The sequence below is a fragment of the Arthrobacter sp. AOP29-A2-19 genome (genome assembly GCF_058138025.1).
Genome location: NZ_CM176894.1, coordinates 943,016 through 964,622 on the forward strand (window position 1 = coordinate 943,016; position 21,607 = coordinate 964,622).

The following is a 21,607-nucleotide window of genomic DNA, read 5'->3' on the forward strand; positions in this document are numbered from 1 at the left end:
CACGTCCAATGCGAACTTCCCGACAGAGGGGATAGGGTGGAAGGCACAAGACCGCAATGGCGCGGTACACACCACCACACGGAGGCTTACATTGAAGTCGTCGGGGTCCGGCATGCCCTCTGGGTTTATTGCTGACACGCTCACTCCCGCATTCGTCGCAACGTATTACGGACACGTCGCGAAGGAGGACGCTGAGGGATATTCCACGGAGGAGCTCGACGCACGAGTCGGAGCCCATCTGGCGGTGGGGCAAACGAGGCGGCCGGGCGAGGCGAACGTCGCGGTCGGCGAGTACGGCGGGACGTCCGTCGTCTACGTGATCACGGACGACATGCCGTTTCTCGTCGACTCCGTCACGGCGGAAATCAGCCGCCAGCGGCAGGCCATCAATTTGGTGGTCCACCCCACGTTCATCGCCCGGAGGTCGCCGGACGGGGAATTGACGGACCTGGAGCCCGTCTCCACCTCCGTCCCGATCTCCAGCGGCGACACCGCCTCGCTGCCCAACCTGGCCCGGTTCCTGCTTCAGACCGAGGGCCACACGCAGGTAGAGTCCTGGATCTCCATCGAAATCGGAGGGCAGCCCACGTCCGAGGCCGTCGTCGCGCTCGTCGAGGGCCTGGAGAAGGTCCTGGCCGACGTCCGCGTCTCCGTTGAGGACTGGCCCGCAATGCGGGCGAAGGCCCACGACATCGCCGATTCGTTGGGCGCGGTCGCCAACGGCCACGAGGTGCCCGATCTCCACAGCGCCAGCGAACTGCTCCGATGGCTGGACGACGGGAACTTCACCTTCCTCGGGTATCGGGAGTACGACCTGACCACCGAAAACGGCGAGGATGTGCTGAGGGTCCGATCAGAGAGCGGGCTGGGGATGATGCGCAGGCCGCCGAAGTCGGGTTCCGTCCAGCACCTGACCTCTTCGGGCCGCGCCAAGGCCCGCGAGAAGCGCGCCCTCGTGATCACGAAGGCCAACTCCCGGTCCACCGTGCACCGCGCCGTCTACCTCGACTACATCGGGGTCAAGAGCTTCGATCCGCAGGGCAATGTCAACGGTGAGCGGCGGTTCATTGGGCTCTTCGCGTCGAGCGCCTACACACGGTCCGTCCGCAGCATCCCCGTGGTCCGCGAAAAGGTCGACGCCGTGATGGCCCGGTCCGGCTTCGCGTCGGACTCCCACTCGGGCAAGGACCTGCTCACCATCCTCGAGTCCTATCCCCGCGACGAGCTCTTCCAAATCGAACCGGCGGACTTGCTGGAAACGGTGCTGGGCATCCTGCGGCTGCAGGAGCGCAGGCGCACCAGCATCTTCCTGCGCCCCGACATCTACGGCCGCTTTATGTCGGCACTGGTGTTCCTGCCCCGCGACAGGTACACCACCGGCGTCCGGCTGCGCATAGAGGGGGAACTGGAGAACGCCTTCGCCGCGGAGTCCATGGACTTCGAGGTGCGGATGAGCGACTCTGCCCTGGTCCGCCTGTTCTACCGCATCCGGCTGCCCCGTGGCGGGGATGTCCCGGCGGTCGACCGGACTGAACTCGAGCAGCGGTTGGTGCTGGCCGTGCGGTCATGGGGAGAGGGCATCGACCAGGCCGTCCGAGGCAAGTTCGGAAGCGACGAGGCCACCGCCCTCTCCGCCCAGTGGGCGGAGGCCTTTCCGCCCGCCTACCGTGTGGACTTCGAGATCGAGGACGCGCTTGAGGACATCGAGCACTTCCGGCGCCACGACGACCCCGCGCACGAGGGACCGGTCGTCAAGGTCTACGTCCCGCCCACGGCGGGCGGCGAGCACCGGGTGGACGCGAGGCTCAAGCTCTATCTCACGGAGCCGCTGTCGCTCAGCCGCATCCTTCCGGTCCTGACCAATCTGGGCCTCGAGGTCGTCGACGAGAAGCCCTTCGCCATTTCCCGCGGCGACGGCAGGCAGTTCTTCCTGTACGACCTCGGGCTGAAGTATCCCGCAGGCGTCGATCCGCTTCGCACCCAAGACCTGGTGTCCGAGGCCTACGTCGCCGTCTCGCTGGACAAGTCGGAGTCGGACTCGTTCGACCGACTGATCCTGCGCGAGGGCATGCGGTGGCGCCAGGCGGCCATCCTGCGCAGCTACGCGAAGTACCTCCGCCAGCTCGGCATCCCCAACTCGTACGGGTTCATCAGCGACACGCTGCTGGCGAATCCGGAGGTGGCCAGGACGCTCATCGCCCTGTTCGAGAACACGTTCGACCCGTCCTTGGAGGACGCGGTCCGCGCCGAACGGTCCACCGCGCTGCGCTCCGACCTCGCGTCGGCGCTGGAGAAGGTTCCGACGCTCGACGCGGACCGGCTCCTGCGCCGATTTGTGAACGTCATCGACTCCACGCTGCGCACCAACTACTTCCAAGGTTCGGATCACCTCGCCTTCAAGCTGTCGCCCCGCTCCATCGACGGCGCGCCCTACCCGCGCCCCAAGTACGAAATCTGGGTCTACTCGCCGCGCGTCGAGGGCGTGCACCTGCGCTTCGGCGAGGTCGCGCGGGGCGGCCTGCGCTGGTCCGACCGCCGGGAGGACTTCAGGACCGAGATCCTCGGGCTGGTCAAGGCACAGATGGTCAAGAACGCCGTCATCGTCCCCACGGGAGCCAAGGGCGGCTTCTTCGCCAAGAGACTGCCCGATCCGTCCGTCGACCGCAACGCCTGGATGGAGGAGGGCAAGGCCGCCTACCGCATCTTCATCCGTTCCCTTCTGGAGATCACCGACAACCTCGTGACCTCGGAAGGCGGCGAGCGGGTGGTTCCTCCGCGGAACGTGGTCCGGCTCGACGGCGACGACACCTACCTGGTGGTCGCCGCCGACAAGGGCACAGCGAGCTTCTCCGACATCGCCAACGCGATCTCGCTCGAGCTGGGGCACTGGTTGGGCGACGCGTTCGCCTCCGGCGGCTCCGTGGGCTACGACCACAAGGTCATGGCCATCACCGCGCGGGGCGCCTGGGAATCGGTCAAGCGCCACTTCGCCGAACTGGACGTCGACACGCAGACGCAGGACTTCACCGTCGTCGGGGTCGGCGACATGAGCGGAGACGTCTTCGGCAACGGCATGCTGCGCTCGCGGCACATCAACCTCGTCGCGGCCTTCGACCACCGCCACATCTTCCTCGATCCCCATCCGGACGCGGCCACCTCCTTCGACGAGCGCCAGCGCCTCTTCGAGCTGCCGCGGTCCAGCTGGGCCGACTACGATTCCTCGTTGATCAGCGAGGGCGGCGGCATCCATCCACGCGAGGCGAAGAGCATCCCGATCACGCCCCAAGTGCGCGAAGCGCTCGACTTGCCGGATGGGACCACCAAGCTGTCGCCGCCCGAATTGCTGCGCGCCATCCTGATGGCGCCGGCGGATCTCCTGTACAACGGGGGCATCGGCACCTACGTCAAGTCCTCCGCCGAAACACACACGGAGGTCGGCGACCGCGCCAACGACGCCATCCGCGTCGACGGCAGCGAGTTGCGCGTGAAGGTCATCGGGGAGGGCGGCAACCTCGGCATGACCCAGCGCGGGCGCATCGAGGCGGCCCTGAACGGAGTCATTCTCAACACCGACGCCATCGACAACTCCGCGGGCGTCGACTGCTCGGACCACGAGGTGAACATCAAGATCCTGGTGGACCGCATGGTGGCGGCGGGCAAGCTGGAGGCCTCCGAACGGACCGGGTTCCTGCATTCCATGACCGACGAGGTCGCCCAGCTGGTGCTCCAGACCAACGTGGACCAGAACGTTCTGCTTCTGAACGACAGGCAGCGCCTCGTGGATTGGAGCCCCAGCTTCGAGCGGCTCATGGATTGGCTGGAGGAGACCGCCGATCTCGACCGCGAGATCGAGTTCCTGCCGTCGAACAAGGAACTCGAGGCCCGGCTGGAACGGGGCCAGAGCCTGACGTCGCCGGAGCTCTCGGTCCTGGTCGCCTACGCCAAGATCCAACTGGCCACCGCGCTCACGGCAACGGACCTTGCCGACGATCCCTACTTCGACGGGACGCTGCGGGACTACTTCCCGAAGCAGCTCTCTGAGCGGTTCCCGCGAGAGGTTCTCGAGCATCCCCTGCGGCGCGAGATCGTGTCGACCGTGGTCGCGAACGACATCGTCAACATGGGTGGCATCACCTACGCCTTCCGGGTCATGGAGGAGACGGGCGCGCCGGAGCCCGTGGTCGCGCGCGCTTTCGTCGCGCTGCGCGAAATCTACGCCTTGGACGAGTTCGTTGCGAGCGTCGTCGACCTGCCCGCCGCCTTCCCGACCGAGCAGTGGTGCCGCATCCAGTTGGACATGCGCCGGCTGCTGGACCGGGCGACCCGCTGGTTCATCGCGCACGTCGGCCGCGGCTCGACGGTGCAGGCGGACATCGACGCGTTCAAGGACACCGTCCTGTCTTTGCGCGGGCGTCTCTCCGAGCTGCTGCGCGGAAACGACGCCAAGCGTGTGGGCGAGTGGGAGGCGGAGGCCCTCTCGTGGGGACTGCCGCAACCCCTCGCGGCGCGCTACGGCCAGCAGTTCGAGAGCTTTGCCCTCTTGGACATCGCCCTGACGGCTCGCGAGACGGGAATACCGTCCGATGACATCGCGAAGACGTACTACGTGGTCTTCGACCGCTTCGGCATCGACGCCCTCCTGGAGCGCATCACCATGCTGCCCCGGGAGGACAGGTGGCAGGCGCTTGCCCGTGCCGCGCTGCGCGACGACCTGTACTCGACGGTTGTCGACATCACCCGGGCCGCCATCGAGGCGGCTCCGGGGGAGTCCGATCCCATGGCGCGGCTGGCGGAGTGGGAGCTGCAGAACGCGGACAACCTGGACCGTGTCCGCAGCATGTTCAACGAGGTCAACAACCTGGAGCGGGACGACATGGCGTCGCTCTCGGTCGCGTTGCGGCTGCTGCGCTCCACCGTTCGGCGGTAGCTCTTGGCCATCTTCACCGACACGGTCCGCGAGTTTGCGGACTTCGGACCCGGCGACGAGGAGTGGCTCCACCTGCTGGTGGGGGACTGGCAACTCGTGGCGGACCTGGCCTTCGCGGACCTGGTCCTTTGGCACCCGGCCCCCGGGGGGACGTTCGTGGCGCTCGCGCATGTTCGCCCCTCCACCAGCCACACGGTGTTCCACACCGACTTTGTGGGCGAACGGATCCGCAGGGACCTGAAGTCGTTGGTCGAACGGGCGTGGAACTCGCAGACGATCCAGCGCGCCGACGAGGACCACTGGACAAGGGACGCCGCCATGCGCATCGAGGCGGTGCCGATGGTGCGGAACAACCGGACGCTCGCCGTCGTCACGAGCCATATGGACCTGTCCAGTTCCCGCATGCCGTCAAGGCTGGAGCTGACCTACAGGCAGTGCGCGCAGGATCTGCTGAAGATGTGCACGCAGGGCCTCTGGCCGGATTTTGCGACGCCGACCGGATCCCGTCGTGGCGCGCCCCGCGTCGGCGACGGACTCATCCGGCTGGATGCCGAGGGCATCGTCCAATACGCCAGCCCGAACGGTGTTTCGGCCTATCGGCGACTCGGCGGGGTCGACAGTCTCGAGGGGCGCTCGCTGGCCGAGGTCACCACGGGCCTGATCAAGGATCGCCGTCTGGTGGACGAGTCCTTGCCGCTGGTCGTCACGGGCCGCATGCCGTGGCGCACGGAGGTGGAGTCCCGCGGCGTCAGCCTGTCGCTGCGGGCCATTCCGCTCCGGGACGGTTCGCACCGCTACGGAGCCTTGGTCCTGTGCCGCGACGTGACGGAACTGCGGCGCCGCGAGATGGAGCTGGTCTCCAAGGACGCGACCATCCGCGAAATCCACCACCGGGTCAAGAACAACCTGCAGACGGTGGCGGCACTGCTGAGGATGCAGTCGCGCCGGATGCAGAGCGACGAGGGAAAGCTGGGGCTCGAACAAGCCATGCGGCGCGTGGCGACGATCGCGCTGGTCCACGACACGTTGTCGCAGGGGCTGACGCAGAACGTCGACTTCGACGAGTTGATCGACCGGCAGTTCCGGCTCGCGGCGGAGGTCGCCTCGCCCGGTCAAGTGGTGCGCACCGAGCGAACGGGTTCGTTCGGCGACCTGCCGAGCGAACTGGCGACTCCGCTTTCCCTTGTCATCAACGAACTGGTCGCCAACGCCGTCGAGCACGGACTCGGCGAGAGCAACGGAACCGTGTCCCTCGGCGCCGAGCGCAGCACGGACCACACGGGATCGGCCCGATTGCGTGTCACCGTCTCCGACGACGGCGTGGGTCTTCCCGACGGCCCGCCGAGCGGGGGGCTGGGCCTGCAGATTGTGCGCACGCTGGTCAACAGCGAACTCAGCGGCGACATCGTTTGGGAGCAGCGGGACGGGGGCGGCACCCGCGTGGTGCTGGACCTGCCGGTCGCGGCGGCCTAGGACTGGCGCGCGGCGCCAAGGCAACGCGAAAGGGCCCCGGGGATGCGGATCGCCGCATCCCCGGGGCCCTCCTATGTTCCGCCTAGCCGAAGCTCTGCTGCAGGGCCTGAATGCTCTTCACGTAGCGCTTCGTGTCGTTGTACATGCCGTTTCGCTTCACGGAACCCGCGCCCTGATAGTAGGAGGCGATGCCGTTCTCGACCGTGGAGCTGGTGCGCTGCAGCGACCGGATGATGGCGACGCCCGCGGTGGCGTTGTCGTAGGGGTTCAGCAGGTCCAGCTCGCGCCCGACCAGCTGCGACGCCCACTCGCCCGAGGACGGGATGACCTGCATGGCGCCGATGGCGTTGGCCGGCGAGACGGCGGCCATGTTGAAGCCGGACTCCTGGTAGGCGTGCGCGAGGGCGAGCGACGGGTCGACGCCCATCTTCGACGCGGTGGCCGAGATGATCTGCTTCATCTCGTTGCGTCCGGGAAGGTTGCGGGAGAGCAGCTCGTACTTGTTGTCGTTGGCGGACCTCACCGTCTCCTTGGGGTAGGAGTAGTGCAGGAACGTGCTCGGCACCAGCTGTTTGCGGCTCGTGGACGTCGCGGACACGGTGGATGTCCCTCCGACCTCCAGCTTCTGGCCCGGGCGGATGATGGACGTCGACGTGATGCCGTTGGCGGACAGCAGCGCGGACAGCGACATGTTGTTCTTGGCAGCGATGCCGGACAGGGTGTCGCCGTCGACGACCCTGTAGGTCTGGGCCGCCGACGTCGCGGTGGCGCCGGCCGACGAACCCGCGGAGGAGCCGCCGAGCGTGAGCTTCTGCCCCGGGTAGATGACGGAGCCACCGGTGAGGCCGTTGGCCTTGAGCAGGACCGACAATCCCATGCCCTTGCCTTGCGCGATGCCCGAGAGCGTGTCGCCGGCGGCGACGGTGTAGGTCCCGGCGGACGCCGAGGCGGAGGCCCCGGAACCGCCGGCCGAGCCCTTGAGCCGCAGCTTCTGGCCCGGGTAGATGACGGAACGCGAGCTCAGGTCGTTCGCCTTCAGGATGGTCGACAAGGCGACGTCGTGACGGATCGAGATGTGCGAGAGGGTGTCTCCCGGTTTGACGGTCACGGTGGACGGCGCCGCGGCAACGGTTACCCGCGAGGGGATCCGGGAGGCGACGAGGTGGGCGGCGATCCGTTCCTGAGCCGCCGAAATGTTGGCCTGCGTGGCCAACCTTGGGGACAGCGTGGTTCCGATGGCCGGAACCTCGGCTGCCGCGGCGGGTGCCGCGGCTCCGAAGCCGGAGAGTACGACGGCGGGGATCGCCGCGGCGGCTACGGCGCCGGACAGGGTGCGGGTGCGGGGCTGTGGCATGAATCATCCTCTGGTTGGGCCGGCGGGGAACGCCGGAGCACAGTCGAAGCCGGGGACCAGGCAGGGCCCCTCGTTTCTCTTGTGACCTATGGTGCAAGTGTGACTCAAGTGAATTTACACTATGAGGTGGGCAACACAACAGCCCAATATCGCCCACAACCGCGGTTTAACGGCGTGTTCATCGGTTGTTTATGGCACTCTGGTGCCGTGAGTACTATCGAAAATCTCGTAGCCGACTGGATGCCCCTGCCCGACGTCGCGGAGCACCTGGGCGTCTCCATCAAGAAGGTCCACAGCCTGCTGGACGAGCGCGCACTCGTGGAGGCGCGTGTGGGGGAGCGCGGCATCCGCTCCGTGCCGGCGGCCTTCTTCATCGACGGCCACGTTGTGGACAGCCTCAAGGGCACCATTTCGGTCCTCGTCGACGCCGGATTCTCGGACGAGGAACTGTTGGCCTGGCTTTTCACCGCGGACGAATCGCTGCCGGGAACCCCGATGCAGGCGCTGCGCGAAGGGCGCAAGACCGAAATCAGGCGCAGGGCCCAGGCGCTCGCCTGGTAGTTGCCAGCCCGCGGGCGTCTTCCGCGTCCCGCCCCTAGGCGCGTCGGGCGATCGCCGACCAGCCAAGGTCGTGCAGGGCAGAACGGACCGGTTCCTCGATAGGCAGCCGCTCCAAGGCGGCGAATCCCTGGGCAGAGAGCTTCTCGATGGACGCCTCCGTGGCCGCAAGAGCTCCGCAGGTTTCGAGGATCTCCCTCATCCGGTCCACTTCCGCCGTTTCCAGATCGTCCGCGCCGAGGCGCGACTCGATGAAGCCGGCGTCGGATGCGCCCGAGAGCAGCAGGGCGTGCGCTATCAATTCCGTGCGCTTGCCCTCGCGAAGGTCGTCGCCGGCGGGTTTTCCCGTTTCGGCGGGGTCGCCGAAGACTCCCAGCACATCGTCCCGCAGCTGGAACGCCTCCCCGAGGGGAAGGGCGAATTCGGCGTAGGCCCGGAGCAGCTCGTCGGTGGCTCCGGCAAGGGCGCCGCCGATCAGCAGAGGGTTTTCGGTCGAGTACTTGGCCGACTTGTAGGTCAGAATCGTCCGGGCGCGAGCCAGGGCGTTCGCCGTTCCGTACGAGTGGCCGGCCGACTCCTCGAGCACATCGAGGAACTGTCCCGCCATCACCTGCGTGCGCATGCGGTCGAAAATGACCCGGGCGGCCCCCGCGGTGGAAGGAATGCCGGCGAACATCTGCTCGCTGAAGGACAGGCAGAGGTCGCCCGCCAGCACGGATGCCGCCTCGCCGAAGCGCGAAGCCGCGCGGTCCCAGCCGTTGTGCCGGTGGATCGCCTCGAATCGCCTGTGGACGCTGGGCTGTCCGCGCCTTGTGTCCGACCGGTCGATCAGGTCGTCGTGGATGAGGGCCGCCGCCTGGAACAGTTCCAGGGCGGCGCCGGCCCGAACCACAACTTCGTCATCCGGATCTCCGCCGCTGCCCACGTACCCCCAATACGCGAACTGCGGCCGGAGCCGCTTTCCCCCGCGGACCAGGTCCCGAATGCTGGCGACCAGCTCGGACGCGTGCGGGGAGATGTCCCCGACTTCGCGCTGCTGCCTGTCCAGGAAGTCCGCCAGCTCCGCGTTGACTTTCGCGGTGAAGGCCGCCGCGTCTGCGCGCGTTCCCGAGGTGGTGGTGGGGCGGACGGCGGGTAGGTCGGTCATGCCCACCACTCTATCGGCGCGCATCGGACTGGGTCGAAGCGTCGGGGCGGACGCCTACGATTGAGGCATGAGTGACGCAGTCGCGCCGCGCACGGTGCTCCACGTGGACATGGATGCCTTTTATGTTTCCGTCGAGCTTCTCGTGCGCCCCGAACTTGCGGGACGGGAGATCATCGTTGGGCACAGGGGCGAGCGCTCGGTGGTGCTGTCGGCGTCGTACGAATGCCGCCGATCCGGCGTTTGCTCGGCCATGCCCATGTCTTCGGCGCTCCGGCTCGCGCCGCGCGCCACCGTGATCGAGCCCAGCATGGCCAGCTACCGGCACTATTCCGCGCTGATCATGGAGATCTTCCGCGACATCACGCCGTTGGTCGAGCAGGTGAGTGTGGACGAGGCCTTCCTGGACGTGAGCGGCAGCCTGCGCAGGCTGGGTGGTCCCCTGGAGATCGGGGAGCTGATCCGCCAACGGATCCGCGAGGAGCTGGGGCTGCCGGCGAGCGTGGGCATAGCGCGCAACAAGTTCGTGGCCAAAGTCGCCTCGACTCGCTCGAAGCCGAACGGCCTGCTGCGTGTGGCGCCCGAGGACACCGTCGCCTTCCTCCATGGCCTGCCGGTGGGCGCCCTCTGGGGAGTGGGCGGCAAGACGGCCGAGGTCCTGTCCCGTGCCGGTATCTCCACCGTCGCCGACCTGGCACAGACGCCGCGTGGAACGCTGGAGCGCATGCTCGGTGTCCACGGAACGGGTCTGCACGCGTTGGCGTGGGGCCTGGACGACAGGCCGGTCGAGCCGGTGCGCGAAGAGAAAAGCATCGGGGCCGAAGAAACGTTTGCCAAGGACACCTCTGACACGTCCGTGCTGCGCCGTGAGCTCTTGAGATTGTCGTTCCGCGTGGCCGAGCGGCTGCGTGCGGCGGGCAAGGAGGCGCAGACGATCGCCCTCAAGCTCCGGTACGAGGACTTCTCGACGATTAGCCGCAGCCGCCGGCTTGGACAGCCGGCAAACTCCGCCGCGGCGATCGGGAAGGTGGCGGAAGCCCTTCTGGACGGCTTGGGTCCCCGCCCCCAAGCCGTCCGCCTGGTGGGCGTGAGGGCGGAGCAACTGATCGAGGCGGGCGCCGGCTACCAACTCAGTTTCGACCGTTCGGACGGGAACTGGCGACAGGCAGAGGAGGCAATGGATCGGATCCGGGCCAAGTTCCCGGCCGGAACGGTTCGTCCGGCCACGCTCCTGCCTCCCGGGCGGGACGCTTGAACTACCGCCCGCGGGCCATGCGGGACTATCCTTTAGCTACTGGACGACGCGGGACTCCGCCGTCGGATTGTCGGGTGCACCGCGGAACGATTCCGTGGGGTTCGTCGTTAGTACAGGTAAGGGCCTCAAGGCCTAAGCACTAGGGGATCGGGGAAGGGAAGATGCCGCTTTCCGAACACGAGCAACGTTTGCTCGAACAGCTGGAGAAGCAACTGCACGAGGATCACAAGTTTGCGTCCTCGATGAAGTCCAGTTCGTCCCCTGGCGGCTATTCGACGCGGAACATCGCCATCGGCGCACTAGTCGGCGTTGCCGGCATCGTGGTTCTGCTGCTCGGGATCTCGAGCCAGTGGATCCCGGTCGGCGTTGTTGGTTTCGCCATGATGTGCGTGGGCGTGTACATCGCAGTATCGAAAACGTCGCTGGGCCGTCTCGGTGGAACGGCGACGGGTAAGGGTGCCCGTCCCAAGAGTTCGTTCATGTCCGATCTCGAGTCGAAGTGGGACGCGCGGCGCAGGGACGACGAGTAACTCCACTCTCCTCCCCGCGGCACTCCACTCCGCTCCACAGACGCCTCACCGAGGCTAAGGGACCCGTGAAATTCACGGGTCCTGCTGTTTTTTAAGCCGGCGGCCCCCTTCCTGCACCCAAAAGCCCTCCACTTCGCGCCATTCGCTCCGTTCCCTAGTGGGACGGGGTTTTTTCTTGACTCGCCTAAAGCAAAACAACGCCGATGGCGTTGACAGTGGAGAGAAGTGGAGTAAAGTGGTGGATAGAAGAGGGCATTGGTGAATAGGGGGTGCGGGCAGCTCCTCGAATCGAGAAGGCGGTGCGCATGTTCCTCGGGACATACACGCCGCGAATCGACGAGAAGGGCCGCCTGATTCTTCCGGCGAAGTACCGCGACGAACTGGGCGAGGGCCTGGTGCTGACGCGGGGCCAGGAGCGTTGCATCTACGTTTTCAGCCAGCGGGAGTTCGAGAGGGTCCACGAGAAGATGCGTGAGGCCCCCTTGTCTTCCCGCCAGGCGCGGGACTACACCCGCGTGTTCCTCTCAGGGGCCTCGGACGAGGTTCCGGACAAGCAGGGGCGGGTCACGATCCCGCCTTCGCTGCGTTCGTATGCCGGGCTCGACCGCGAGGTCACGGTCATCGGCGCAGGCACGCGGGCCGAGATCTGGGACACCAGTGCTTGGAACGCCTACCTGGAGGAGAAGGAAAACGCCTTCTCCGAGACGGACGAAGAAGTTATTCCGGGCATCTTCTAGCGGCAGCCGCCGCCGGAACCGGAGCGCTTGGACGAGATCTCCAGCCGCCCGATGCGCGCCATCCTGGCTCACCTTCCCCGGAGCCAGGCGGCACACATCGGCGCGGAGGGGGCTCTGGCCCAAGCGAAGGCCATGAATCGCAAGCAGTGACACGCTGAAGGGGGACCGGTGACGCCAGAGGACGCCACACCGCGCCCCACCAACGAGCGCCACGTGCCCGTGCTGCTCGAACGCTGCGTCGGGTTGTTGGCTCCGGCGATCCAGGCAGGGATCGCCGCACGCTCAAGCGCCGTCGTCGTTGATTGCACCTTGGGCATGGGCGGCCACTCGGAGGCCCTCCTCACGCGCTTCCCGGAAGTGCACCTCATAGGTCTGGACAGGGACGAGCAGGCACTGTCGCTCGCGGGGGAGCGACTCAACCGCTTCTCCAGCCGGACCGACCTGGTCCATGCCGTTTACGACGAGATCGCCGACGTTGTCGACGATCTCGGTTTTTCGGGTGTGGACGGCATTCTCTTCGACCTCGGAGTCTCCTCCCTCCAGCTCGACGAGCGCGAGCGCGGTTTCGCGTACTCGTACGACGCGCCGCTGGACATGCGCATGGACATGTCGACCGGACCGACCGCGGCCGACGTCGTCAACACCTACTCCGAGGGCGACCTGGTGCGCATCATCCGCACCTGGGGCGAGGAAAAGTTTGCCGGACGCATTGCCTCGGCGATCGTCAAGGCCCGCGACGAGGCGCCGCTCGCGACAACCGGCCGCCTGGTGGAGGCCATTCGCTCCGTTGTCCCCGCCGCCGCCGCGCGAACCGGGGGCCACCCGGCCAAGCGGACCTTCCAGGCACTGCGCATTGAGGTCAACGAGGAACTCGACGTGCTGGACCGCGCGATCCCCGCGGCCATGGGGACCCTTTCCGTTGGAGGACGCGTCGTCGTTATGAGCTACCACTCTCTCGAGGACAAGATCACCAAGCGCCACTTCGCCGCGGGATCCAGGTCCTCGGCCCCCGTCGGCTTCCCCGTGGAGCTTGAAGAACACAAGGCGCAGTACCGCACCTTGACCAAGGGCACCGAAAAGCCCACGGAGCAGGAAATCCTTGAAAATCCCCGCGCGGCCTCGGCAAAGCTGAGGGCCGTCGAACGAATCCTGAAGAGGAGTTGAGCATGAGCACCCGGACTCAGACGCGTGTTCACGCACGTGGCATCGTCACCCAGGCCATTGACGGCGCCAACGCCCGCGTTCTCGCGAGCGAGCCGGCTTTCGACGCGCCGGCCGAACGACGCCGGACGCCGTTGTCCGTGGTCCCCGCCGTCACGCGCACCAAGCGGGCGCACTTCGCCATCTTCTGCTTCGGCGTGATGCTGGCCGCCCTCGCGGGCGTGCTGGTTCTCAACGTCCAGGTATCCAGCGCACAGTACGAACTCGTGGGCCTGCGCAACACGGAGCGGGCACTGACCCAGGAGAACGAGGCGCTGACACAGCGCGCCCAAAATCTCGAGGCTCCACAGAATGTGGCCGCCAAGGCGGCAGAATTGGGAATGGTCGTTCCCGGCTCCGTGGCTTCCGTGGACTTGGGAACGCTCAAGGTCTCGGGCATCTCGACTCCCGCCGAGAAGACGGAGTCCCCGACCGCGCTGGTCGCGCCCCCGGAGGCGCCCTACGCGGCACCGGAGACGACGGATGCCGCCGCCAGCGGTGCGTCCGCGGCGGACAACGCCTCGGAGGGGGCCCCGGTCCAGCAGGAACAGGAAGCGGCACCCGCCGAGGCGGAGGCCACCGAGACCACAACGACGGACTCGGGCACGGGCACGGAAGATCGGCCGTCCTTCTCGGAGAAGGAACTGAACGGCGGAACGATTCCGGCGCCGGCCCAGCAGGGGACGGACAGCTAGGCCACGCGGCCGCGGCGGTTCGGCCCGGAAGCAGGCAGCGATCCGCGACCGAAGACAACCGCAAAGCAAGGACGTAACCATGGTGAGCAACCGCAACCGGAACAGTGGACCGGCGGCGCGCCAGAGCACGCAGGGCTTGCCGGCCAGGCTGAGGATCGGCCTGGGGATCGCCCTGGTCATGCTGGTGCTGCTGGGCGGTCGGCTCTTCCTGGTGCAGGGCCTGGACCCCGAGGGCATCGCCCAGGCGGCCGTGGACAACCGCATCCGGGTGGAGAACGTCGCACCGCAGCGCGGGGACATCCTCGATTCCGAGAACCGGGTGCTCGCCACGAGCGTGGAGCGCTTTGACGTGGTGGTCAACCAGAAGCTCGTCAAGGAAGAGTTCACCCGCAAAAACAAGGAGTCCGGCGACCGCGAGACGGTCAACATCAACGACGCCATCGCCGAACTCAGCGCGGTGGTCGGACTCGACGTCCAGACACTGACAGACTCCGTCGTCGGCAAGGAAGGCGCGGAGAAGCGCGGATATTCGTTCGTCGCCAAGAACGTGACGCCCGACGTCCGCAACGCGGCGATCGATCTTGGCATTCCGGCGCTGACCAGCGAGCGCCACATCGAGCGGAACTACCCCAACGGTTCCGTTGCCGGAACGGTCCTGGGATTCCTCAACGCCGCCGACAAGGCGACCTCCGGCGTGGAGACGGGCGCAGAGGGCCTCGAGCTCAGCAAGGAAGAGCAGCTCAGCGGCACACCCGGCAAAAAGACCTACGAGGTCGGCGCCGATGGCATCCGCATCCCCATGGCCACCATGCAGGAGGTGCCCGCGGTCGACGGCCAAGATGTCCGGCTGACGCTCAACAGCGACATCCAGTGGGCCGCGCAGGAGGCCGTGATGGCCAAGCAGGAGCAGTTCGACGCCGAGTGGGTCAATGCCGTGGTCGTCGAGATGAAGACCGGCAAGATCCGCGCACTGGCCGACTCCACGTCCGTCGACCCCTCCGATCCGGGTGCCACGGACCCCGAATTCCGCACGTCGACAACGGTCACGCAGGCGTTCGAGCCCGGCTCGACGGGCAAGCTCGCCACGTTCGCGGCTGCCTTGCAGGAGGGCGTCGTGACGCCGACCGACGAGTTCAAGGTCGCCAACTCCTACAAGGTGCAAAACGAGACCATCAACGACTCGCTAAAGCACGCGACGTATCCGATGACCACCGCCGGCATCTTCGCGCGGTCCTACAACACGGGCACGGTCATGGTGGGCGAGAAGCTGACCAACCAGCAGCGCTACGAGTGGATGAAGAAGTTCGGGATCGGCCAGACCATCAACATCGGGCTGCCGTTCAACGAGGGCATCTTCGCGCCCCCCGAGGCCTGGGAACGCCGGCAGCAGTTCACCACCATGTTCGGGCAGTCGTACACGCAGACGGCGCTCCACACGGCCAAGATCTTCCAGTCCGTGGGCAACCACGGCCTCCAGGTCGAGCCGTCCCTCATCGAGGCGTACATCGATCCCGACGGGACCGAACACCCGGTCGCCGCGGCCACTCCCAAGCGGGTCGTCTCGGAAAAGACCTCCGAGCAGATGAGAAGGATGATGGAAACGGTGGTCGAGGAGGGCACCGCCGGCGGCGCGGCCATCGAGGGCTACCGGGTCGGCGGCAAGACCGGCACCGCGCAGGCGGCGGGCGAGAACGGCGGATACGACGGCTATACGAGCTCATTCGCCGGCATGGTGCCCATCGACGACCCGCAGTACCTCGTTGTGGTCACCATGCACCGCCCGCAGGGCAACTGGAGGACCTGGACCGTGGCTGATACCTTCAAACTCATCATGAGCCAAACGCTGAACACCTACAACGTTCCGCCCTCCACGACCGAGCCGAACCCCTACAAGGTGTTCGTCGGCAAAGAGCAGAAATACAGCTGGGACTAATGCCGCAACCGACTCCCCGGGAGGCCGAACTGTCCTTCCGTCCCTCCCTGCCTCCCGCCGTCGCACTGCGGACCCTTGCGACCGCCGCGGCCGAACTCGGCCTAGCCTGCGTCCTCGAGGGCGACGGCGACGCCGAGGTCCACGGCGTCTGCATGGACTCCCGCGCGGTCCAGAACGGCGACCTTTATGCGGCCGTTCCGGGCGCCAACAGGCACGGCGCCGATTTCGCGGCCAAGGCCGCGGAGGATGGCGCGGCGGCCATCCTCACGGACGCCGAAGGCGCCGTGAGGGCGCGCGCGACGGGACTGCCCGTCCTGCTGGTCGACTCCGTGCGCGAGGCCGTTGGCGAGCTCGCCGGCATCGTCTATGGGACGGCGTCCGGCGCCCCCGCGCTCCTGGGCGTGACCGGGACCAACGGCAAGACCACCACCACGTATTTCATCCGTTCCCTGCTCCGCGCGCTCGGGCACACCACCGGGCTCATAGGGACCATCGAAATCGTCGCCGGCGACACGCGCATCCCCAGCGTGCTCACGACTCCGGAGGCCCCGCAGCTGCATGCGCTCCTTGCCCGCATGCGGGAGGCCGGAATCTCGGCGGCCGCCATGGAGGTGTCCTCCCACTCCGTCGACTACCGGCGGATCGCGGGCCTGCGCTTCGACGTCGCCGGATTCACCAACCTCACACAGGACCACCTGGACCTGCACGGCAGCATGGAGGCCTACTTCGGCTCCAAGGCGCAACTCTTCACGAAGGAGCGCACCCGGCGCGCCGTTGTCACTGTGGACGACGAGTGGGGCCGCCGCATGGCCGCCGCCAGCACCGCCGAAACCTGGACGCTGTCGACGATTCCCGATGGCGGCGAGGCGGCCGAAAACGGCTCGGACGGCCCCCGGGACGCGAAGGGTTCCGCTCTCGCGGCCCGCGCGGACTGGAGCGTCGGCGCCGTCGTGCCGGACGGTCTCGGCCACAGCTTCGAACTGCACGGGCCCGAAGGGGTCCGCATCAGGGCCCGGACCGGGCTCCCGGGCCTCTTCAACGTCTCGAACGCCGCCCTGGCCGTCCTGCTGGTGCTGGCGGCCGGTGCCGAGCCGTCCGCGCTCCAGGCCGCGCTGGAGCGGGCCGACCCGCTGACCGTGTCAGTGCCGGGCCGCATGCAGGTGGTGTGCGAACGACCCGCAGGCATCGTCGACTTTGCGCACAACCCGGACGCACTCGAGCGGGCCATCGGCGCCGTCCGCGGCCAGGCCACCGGATCGCGCGTCATCGTGGTGTTCGGCGCAACGGGCCAGCGGGACGCGACGAAGCGGCCCATTATGGGTGCCGTGGCCGCCCGCCACGCCGACGTGGTCATTGTCACGGACGACGACCCGCACGACGAGGAGCCGGCGGGGATCCGCGCCGCGGTCCTCCGCGGCGCACTGGACACGATCGGCGCCGAAGGTCTCGCCAGTTCCGCGATCGAGGTGTTCCCCCGCGCACGCGCCATCGCCGCCGCCGCGGCCATGGCCGGCCCGGAGGACACCATCCTCGTCGCCGGCAGGGGGCACGAGGTATGGCAGGAAGTCATGGGGGAGAACCTCCCGCTCGACGACCGGGTCGAGCTGCGCGCGGCCCTCGCGGACCGCGGCTTCGATGTCCTCCAGGATCCCGACAATTCCTCCGGCACGCCGGTCAGGGAGTAAAGTCCACAGAGCCATGATTGAACTTAACGCTGCCCAAATTGCCGCCATCACGGGCGGTCGCACCACCACGAGCGTGTCCGTGGAGACCGTCGTCGGCGGCGTCGCCACCGACTCGCGGGAATGCCAGCCGGGCTGGCTCTTCGTCGCCAAGCCGGGCGAGGCGTCCGACGGACACCGCTTCGTCGAGCAGGCCTTTGCGGCCGGAGCGGTGCTTGCCCTCGCCGAGCGCGAGACCCTCGATGCCGAGGGCGCTGTACACCCGGCCGTCATCGTCGAGGACGCCGTGCTCGCCATGGGCAAGCTCGCTTCCCACGTGGTCGGCCGGCTCCGCGAAGGCGGGCTGCGCGTGGTCGGCATCACCGGCTCGGCCGGGAAGACCACCACAAAGGATCTCCTGGCCGCCGTCCTGTCCACGGCGGGCGAGACCGTGGCCCCGATCGGCTCCTACAACGGGGAGGTGGGTGTCCCGCTCACCGTGTTCCGGGCCACGCCGTCCACCCGCTTCCTCGTGGTGGAGATGGGTGCCACCGGCATCGGACACATCGACTACCTTGCCAAAATGGTGGGACCCGAGGTCGGCGTCGTGCTCTGTGTGGGCACCGCCCACGCCGGAGAGTTCGGCGGGGCGCAGAACATCGCCCGCGCCAAGGGAGAACTGGTCGAGGCGCTTCCGGCCACCGGCACGGCCATCCTGAACTTCGACGATCCCCAGGTCCGGGCCATGGCAAGCAGGACCGGCGCGGCCGTGCTCGGATTCGGTCCCGAGTCCGAGGCCCACGGCAGCTTCGTCGGCGCCCGGGACATCGAGATCGACAACGCGGGCCACCCGGTGTTCACGCTTGCAATGCCCGACGGCTCCGCTCACCCCGTGCGCAGCGGGCTGATCGGCCGGCACCACATCACCAACCTGCTGGCCGCCGCCTCCGCGGCCCATGCCCTGGGCATCGACGGCGCAACCATCGCCCACACGCTGACGGACCTCGGTCCCGCCAGCCGCTGGCGCATGGAGCGCACCGAACGCGCGGACGGCGTCACGATCATCAACGACGCGTACAACGCCAACCCCGAGTCCATGCGCGCGGCGCTGCGCACGCTGGCGGAGCTGGGCCAGGTCGACGACGCCGTGGGGGAGACTCGCCGTACCTGGGCGGTGCTCGGGGAGATGCTTGAGCTGGGAGACGACTCGATCCTTGAGCACGACCTCCTCGGGCGCGTGGTCGTTCGGTTGAACATCAAGAAGCTCGTGGTCGTGGGGGCCGGCGCCAAGCCGCTCCACACGGCGGCCGTCCTCGAGGGCAGCTGGGGCGACGAGGCAACGTTCGTCGAGACCGTCGACGACGCAGAACGGCTGCTTGAAGAGCGGCTGGAACCGGGAGACATCGTGTTGTTCAAGTCCTCCAACGGCGCGGGGCTCCGGTTCCTCGGCGATCGGATAGCATCGGCGTCCGCGGGCGCACCCGAGGCCGGGCGGGAGACGCTCCGATGATCGCTTTGATTCTGGGCGCGGGAATCGCGCTGATCCTTTCCCTCGTGGGCACACCCCTGTTCATCAAGCTGTTGGTGCGCAGAAGCTACGGCCAGTTCGTCCGCGACGACGGACCGACGTCGCACCACACCAAGCGCGGCACCCCGACGATGGGCGGGGCCATGATCGTCCTCGCCGTTGTTCTCGCCTATTTCGGCACCCACGGGCTGCTGGAGCTCTTCAGCGAGCACGCCGTCGGCCCGACCGCAAGCGGCATGGTGCTGCTCTTCCTGATGGTCGGCATGGGCCTCGTCGGATTCCTCGACGACTTCATCAAGATCTCCAAGCAACGCAGCCTGGGGCTGCGCGCGTGGCAGAAGATCACGTTGCAGGCCATCGTGGGGGTCGGCTTCGCCATGCTGGCCCTCCAGTTCCCCAACGAAAAGGGCCTTGCCCCCGCGTCCACCGAGATCTCCTTCATCAGGGACACGGGAATCGACCTGGCCTTCGCCGGGCCGGTGGTCGGGGCGCTGCTCTTTATCCTCTGGTCCAACCTCATCGTCACCGGCGCCACCAACGGCGTCAACGTCACGGATGGCCTGGACGGTCTCGCCACGGGCGCGTCCATCATGGTCTTCGGCGCCTACACGCTGATCGGCATCTGGCAGTACAACCAGGCCTGCGGATCCTCGCGGTCGATCGGATCGGTCTGCTACGAGGTCCGCGACCCCATGGACCTGGCCCTGCTCGGGGCGATCCTTTGCGGGGCCCTCATCGGCTTCCTATGGTGGAACACCTCTCCCGCGGCCATCTTTATGGGCGACACCGGGTCGCTCGCCATCGGCGGCGCCATCGCGGCCTTCGCCATCCTTTCCCGCACCGAACTGCTGCTCGTGGTCCTCGCCGGCCTGTTCGTGATCATCACGCTGTCCGTCATCATCCAGGTGGGCTTCTTCAAGCTCAGCGGCGGCAAGAGGGTGTTCCTGATGGCTCCGCTGCAGCACCATTTCGAGCTTAAGGGCTGGGCGGAGGTCACCGTCGTTGTCCGGTTCTGGATCGTTGCCGGCCTGTTCGTCGCCGCGGCGCTGGGCATCTTCTACGCGGAATGGGTCGTCGGGCTGTGAGCCACGCGCCGCTGGAGGAACTGACCACCTGGGATGCCGACTGGACGGGTCTCCGAGTCGTGGTCGCCGGCCTTGGCCTGTCCGGCTTCTCGGCCGCGGACACCTTGATCGAGCTGGGCGCGCGGGTGGTGGTGGTCGATGGCGCGGACTCCGAGGAGAACCGTGCCCGCGCCGACACCCTGCGCATCGTGGGCGCCGCGGACGTGCGGCTCGGCGCCGAGCACACGTCCGGGCTTCCGACGGTCGACGGCGAGGCCCCCGAACTCGTCATCGCCTCGCCGGGCTGGAACCCCAGGCAGGCGTTGCTGGTGGAGGCGGGGGAGGCGGGCCTTCCCGTCTGGGGAGACGTCGAGCTCGCCTGGCGCGTACGCGCCCGCGCGGGCCGCAAGACGGCCGAGTGGCTGGTGATCACCGGCACCAACGGCAAAACGACGACGGTCGGCATGGCCGAGTCGATGCTCCGGGCGGCGGGCCTGCGTGCGATCGCGGCAGGCAACGTCGGCACGCCGATCCTCGACGCCATCCGCGATCCCGAGGGCTACGACGCCATCGCAGTCGAGTTGTCCAGCTTCCAGCTCCACACCACGCACACCATGTCGCCGCTGGCATCCGTGGTGCTCAACGTCGCGCAGGACCACGTCGACTGGCACGGATCCTACGAGGAGTACCTGGCCGCGAAGGCCAAGATCTATGAGCGCACACGCGTGGCGGCCATCTACAACGCCGACCAGGCCGAGACCGAGCGCATGGTCGAAGACGCGGACGTGGTGGAGGGCTGCCGGGCCATCGGGTTCACCACCAACGTTCCCGCCCTAAGCATGGTCGGGGTGGTCGAGGGTCTGCTGGTGGACCGCGCCTTCGTCGAGGACCGCAAGACGTCCGCCGCGGAGCTCGCCTCGCTGGCCGACCTGGGCGAGATCGCGCCCCGGCACACCGTGGCCAACGCCCTGGCGGCGGCGGCCCTGGTGCGCGCCTACGGGGTGGAGCCGCGGGCGGTCCGCGACGGCCTGCGCAACTTCGATCCGGGCGCGCACCGGATCCAGGTCGTGGCCAGGCGCGACGACATCCTCTGGGTCAACGACTCGAAGGCCACCAACCCCCACGCGGCCAACGCATCGCTCGCGGCGTTCTCGTCGGTCGTCTGGATCGCCGGCGGACTGTCCAAGGGTGTGGACTACGACGCGCTCGTCTCCACGCACGCGCCCCGCCTGCGCGCGGTGGTGCTGATCGGGACGGACAGCGACGGGTTGCGCGGGTCATTGCGGCGACACGCGCCGGACGTGCCGGTGATCGAGGCCCGCGTGCGGGAAACTGGGAGCGAGACGCCGGTGGCCGACAGCGGCGGAAAGACCGGCTGGTCGGTCATGGCGCAAGCCGTGGCGGAAGCCGCCGGGATGGCCCGCCCGGGCGACACAGTGCTGATGGCGCCGGCGGCGGCCTCGATGGACCAATTCTCTTCATATGCGCACCGCGGCGACGCCTTCATCGAGGCGGTCCGCGGCCTTATGGAGGACACCCCAACGTAAA

The 21,607-nt window shown here is 67.7% G+C and carries 15 protein-coding genes; 13 read left to right on the forward strand and 2 right to left on the reverse strand.

Features of this window, described 5'->3' with window-relative positions:
• Nucleotides 1-112: 112 nt before the first annotated feature.
• Together AC3ZJJ_RS04280 and AC3ZJJ_RS04285 are read left to right on the forward strand one after the other, a co-directional pair.
• Complete coding sequence (locus AC3ZJJ_RS04280; protein ID WP_489894018.1) at nt 113-4,927, forward strand: NAD-glutamate dehydrogenase; 4,815 nt, start codon at nt 113-115, stop codon at nt 4,925-4,927.
• 3 nt (nt 4,928-4,930) lie between these two features.
• A complete protein-coding gene (locus tag AC3ZJJ_RS04285) occupies nt 4,931-6,400 on the forward strand; it encodes a sensor histidine kinase (protein WP_489894019.1) in 1,470 nt (489 codons plus the stop codon).
• Between the two features lie 82 nt (nt 6,401-6,482).
• On the opposite strand, the gene AC3ZJJ_RS04290 is transcribed toward AC3ZJJ_RS04285, so the two are convergent.
• Nucleotides 6,483-7,754 (reverse strand): lytic transglycosylase domain-containing protein, encoded by a 1,272-nt coding sequence (locus AC3ZJJ_RS04290; protein ID WP_489894020.1) that lies wholly within the window; start codon nt 7,752-7,754, stop codon nt 6,483-6,485.
• A gap of 207 nt (nt 7,755-7,961) precedes the next feature.
• Here AC3ZJJ_RS04290 and AC3ZJJ_RS04295 point away from each other — a divergent pair, with 207 nt between their 5' ends.
• Entirely contained in the window at nt 7,962-8,315 is a 354-nt protein-coding gene (locus AC3ZJJ_RS04295) for an Rv2175c family DNA-binding protein (protein WP_489894021.1), read from the forward strand.
• A 34-nt stretch (nt 8,316-8,349) separates the two neighbouring features.
• Here AC3ZJJ_RS04295 and AC3ZJJ_RS04300 read toward each other — a convergent pair whose 3' ends face one another.
• Nucleotides 8,350-9,459: a polyprenyl synthetase family protein gene (locus tag AC3ZJJ_RS04300; protein ID WP_489894022.1), complete on the reverse strand. Its 1,110-nt coding sequence runs from the start codon at nt 9,457-9,459 to the stop codon at nt 8,350-8,352.
• Between the two features lie 67 nt (nt 9,460-9,526).
• Here AC3ZJJ_RS04300 and dinB point away from each other — a divergent pair, with 67 nt between their 5' ends.
• The 10 genes from dinB to murD all read left to right on the forward strand — a co-directional run bounded on the left by dinB (nt 9,527) and on the right by murD (nt 21,606).
• Nucleotides 9,527-10,711, forward strand: a complete 1,185-nt coding sequence (gene dinB, locus AC3ZJJ_RS04305; RefSeq protein ID WP_489894023.1) for a DNA polymerase IV — start codon at nt 9,527-9,529, stop codon at nt 10,709-10,711.
• A 161-nt stretch (nt 10,712-10,872) separates the two neighbouring features.
• Entirely contained in the window at nt 10,873-11,241 is a 369-nt protein-coding gene (locus AC3ZJJ_RS04310; protein WP_489894024.1) for a DUF3040 domain-containing protein, read from the forward strand.
• Between the two features lie 305 nt (nt 11,242-11,546).
• A complete protein-coding gene (gene mraZ, locus AC3ZJJ_RS04315; protein WP_489894025.1) occupies nt 11,547-11,978 on the forward strand; it encodes a division/cell wall cluster transcriptional repressor MraZ in 432 nt (143 codons plus the stop codon).
• A gap of 168 nt (nt 11,979-12,146) precedes the next feature.
• Nucleotides 12,147-13,142, forward strand: coding sequence for a 16S rRNA (cytosine(1402)-N(4))-methyltransferase RsmH (gene rsmH / locus AC3ZJJ_RS04320; protein ID WP_489894026.1), 996 nt, complete (start codon nt 12,147-12,149; stop codon nt 13,140-13,142).
• 2 nt (nt 13,143-13,144) lie between these two features.
• Complete coding sequence (gene ftsL, locus AC3ZJJ_RS04325; RefSeq protein WP_489894027.1) at nt 13,145-13,873, forward strand: cell division protein FtsL; 729 nt, start codon at nt 13,145-13,147, stop codon at nt 13,871-13,873.
• A 79-nt stretch (nt 13,874-13,952) separates the two neighbouring features.
• A complete protein-coding gene (locus AC3ZJJ_RS04330) occupies nt 13,953-15,806 on the forward strand; it encodes a peptidoglycan D,D-transpeptidase FtsI family protein (RefSeq protein ID WP_489894028.1) in 1,854 nt (617 codons plus the stop codon).
• Nucleotides 15,806-17,491 carry a UDP-N-acetylmuramoyl-L-alanyl-D-glutamate--2,6-diaminopimelate ligase gene (locus AC3ZJJ_RS04335; RefSeq protein ID WP_489894029.1) on the forward strand — a complete coding sequence of 562 codons (1,686 nt, stop codon included), beginning with the start codon at nt 15,806-15,808 and terminating at the stop codon, nt 17,489-17,491. Before AC3ZJJ_RS04330 ends, AC3ZJJ_RS04335 begins: the two co-directional genes overlap by 1 nt.
• A 13-nt stretch (nt 17,492-17,504) precedes the next feature.
• Complete coding sequence (locus AC3ZJJ_RS04340; protein WP_489894030.1) at nt 17,505-18,977, forward strand: UDP-N-acetylmuramoyl-tripeptide--D-alanyl-D-alanine ligase; 1,473 nt, start codon at nt 17,505-17,507, stop codon at nt 18,975-18,977.
• Entirely contained in the window at nt 18,974-20,080 is a 1,107-nt protein-coding gene (gene mraY, locus AC3ZJJ_RS04345) for a phospho-N-acetylmuramoyl-pentapeptide-transferase (protein WP_489894031.1), read from the forward strand. The genes AC3ZJJ_RS04340 and mraY overlap by 4 nt, the downstream gene beginning before the upstream one ends.
• Entirely contained in the window at nt 20,062-21,606 is a 1,545-nt protein-coding gene (gene murD / locus AC3ZJJ_RS04350) for a UDP-N-acetylmuramoyl-L-alanine--D-glutamate ligase (RefSeq protein WP_489894032.1), read from the forward strand. The genes mraY and murD overlap by 19 nt, the downstream gene beginning before the upstream one ends.
• Nucleotide 21,607: the final 1 nt, after the last annotated feature.

What these genes read in the sequence shown, in the direction of transcription:
- AC3ZJJ_RS04280 (WP_489894018.1), top strand. Translation starts at nt 113, where the DNA reads ATGCCCTCTGGGTTTATTGCTGACACGCTCACTCCCGCATTCGTCGCA.
- AC3ZJJ_RS04290 (WP_489894020.1), bottom strand. Translation starts at nt 7,754, where the DNA reads ATGCCACAGCCCCGCACCCGCACCCTGTCCGGCGCCGTAGCCGCCGCG.
- AC3ZJJ_RS04300 (WP_489894022.1), bottom strand. Translation starts at nt 9,459, where the DNA reads ATGACCGACCTACCCGCCGTCCGCCCCACCACCACCTCGGGAACGCGC.
- dinB (WP_489894023.1), top strand. Translation starts at nt 9,527, where the DNA reads ATGAGTGACGCAGTCGCGCCGCGCACGGTGCTCCACGTGGACATGGAT.
- AC3ZJJ_RS04310 (WP_489894024.1), top strand. Translation starts at nt 10,873, where the DNA reads ATGCCGCTTTCCGAACACGAGCAACGTTTGCTCGAACAGCTGGAGAAG.
- mraZ (WP_489894025.1), top strand. Translation starts at nt 11,547, where the DNA reads ATGTTCCTCGGGACATACACGCCGCGAATCGACGAGAAGGGCCGCCTG.
- ftsL (WP_489894027.1), top strand. Translation starts at nt 13,145, where the DNA reads ATGAGCACCCGGACTCAGACGCGTGTTCACGCACGTGGCATCGTCACC.
- AC3ZJJ_RS04330 (WP_489894028.1), top strand. Translation starts at nt 13,953, where the DNA reads ATGGTGAGCAACCGCAACCGGAACAGTGGACCGGCGGCGCGCCAGAGC.
- AC3ZJJ_RS04335 (WP_489894029.1), top strand. Translation starts at nt 15,806, where the DNA reads ATGCCGCAACCGACTCCCCGGGAGGCCGAACTGTCCTTCCGTCCCTCC.
- AC3ZJJ_RS04340 (WP_489894030.1), top strand. Translation starts at nt 17,505, where the DNA reads ATGATTGAACTTAACGCTGCCCAAATTGCCGCCATCACGGGCGGTCGC.
- mraY (WP_489894031.1), top strand. Translation starts at nt 18,974, where the DNA reads ATGATCGCTTTGATTCTGGGCGCGGGAATCGCGCTGATCCTTTCCCTC.
- murD (WP_489894032.1), top strand. Translation starts at nt 20,062, where the DNA reads ATGGGTCGTCGGGCTGTGAGCCACGCGCCGCTGGAGGAACTGACCACC.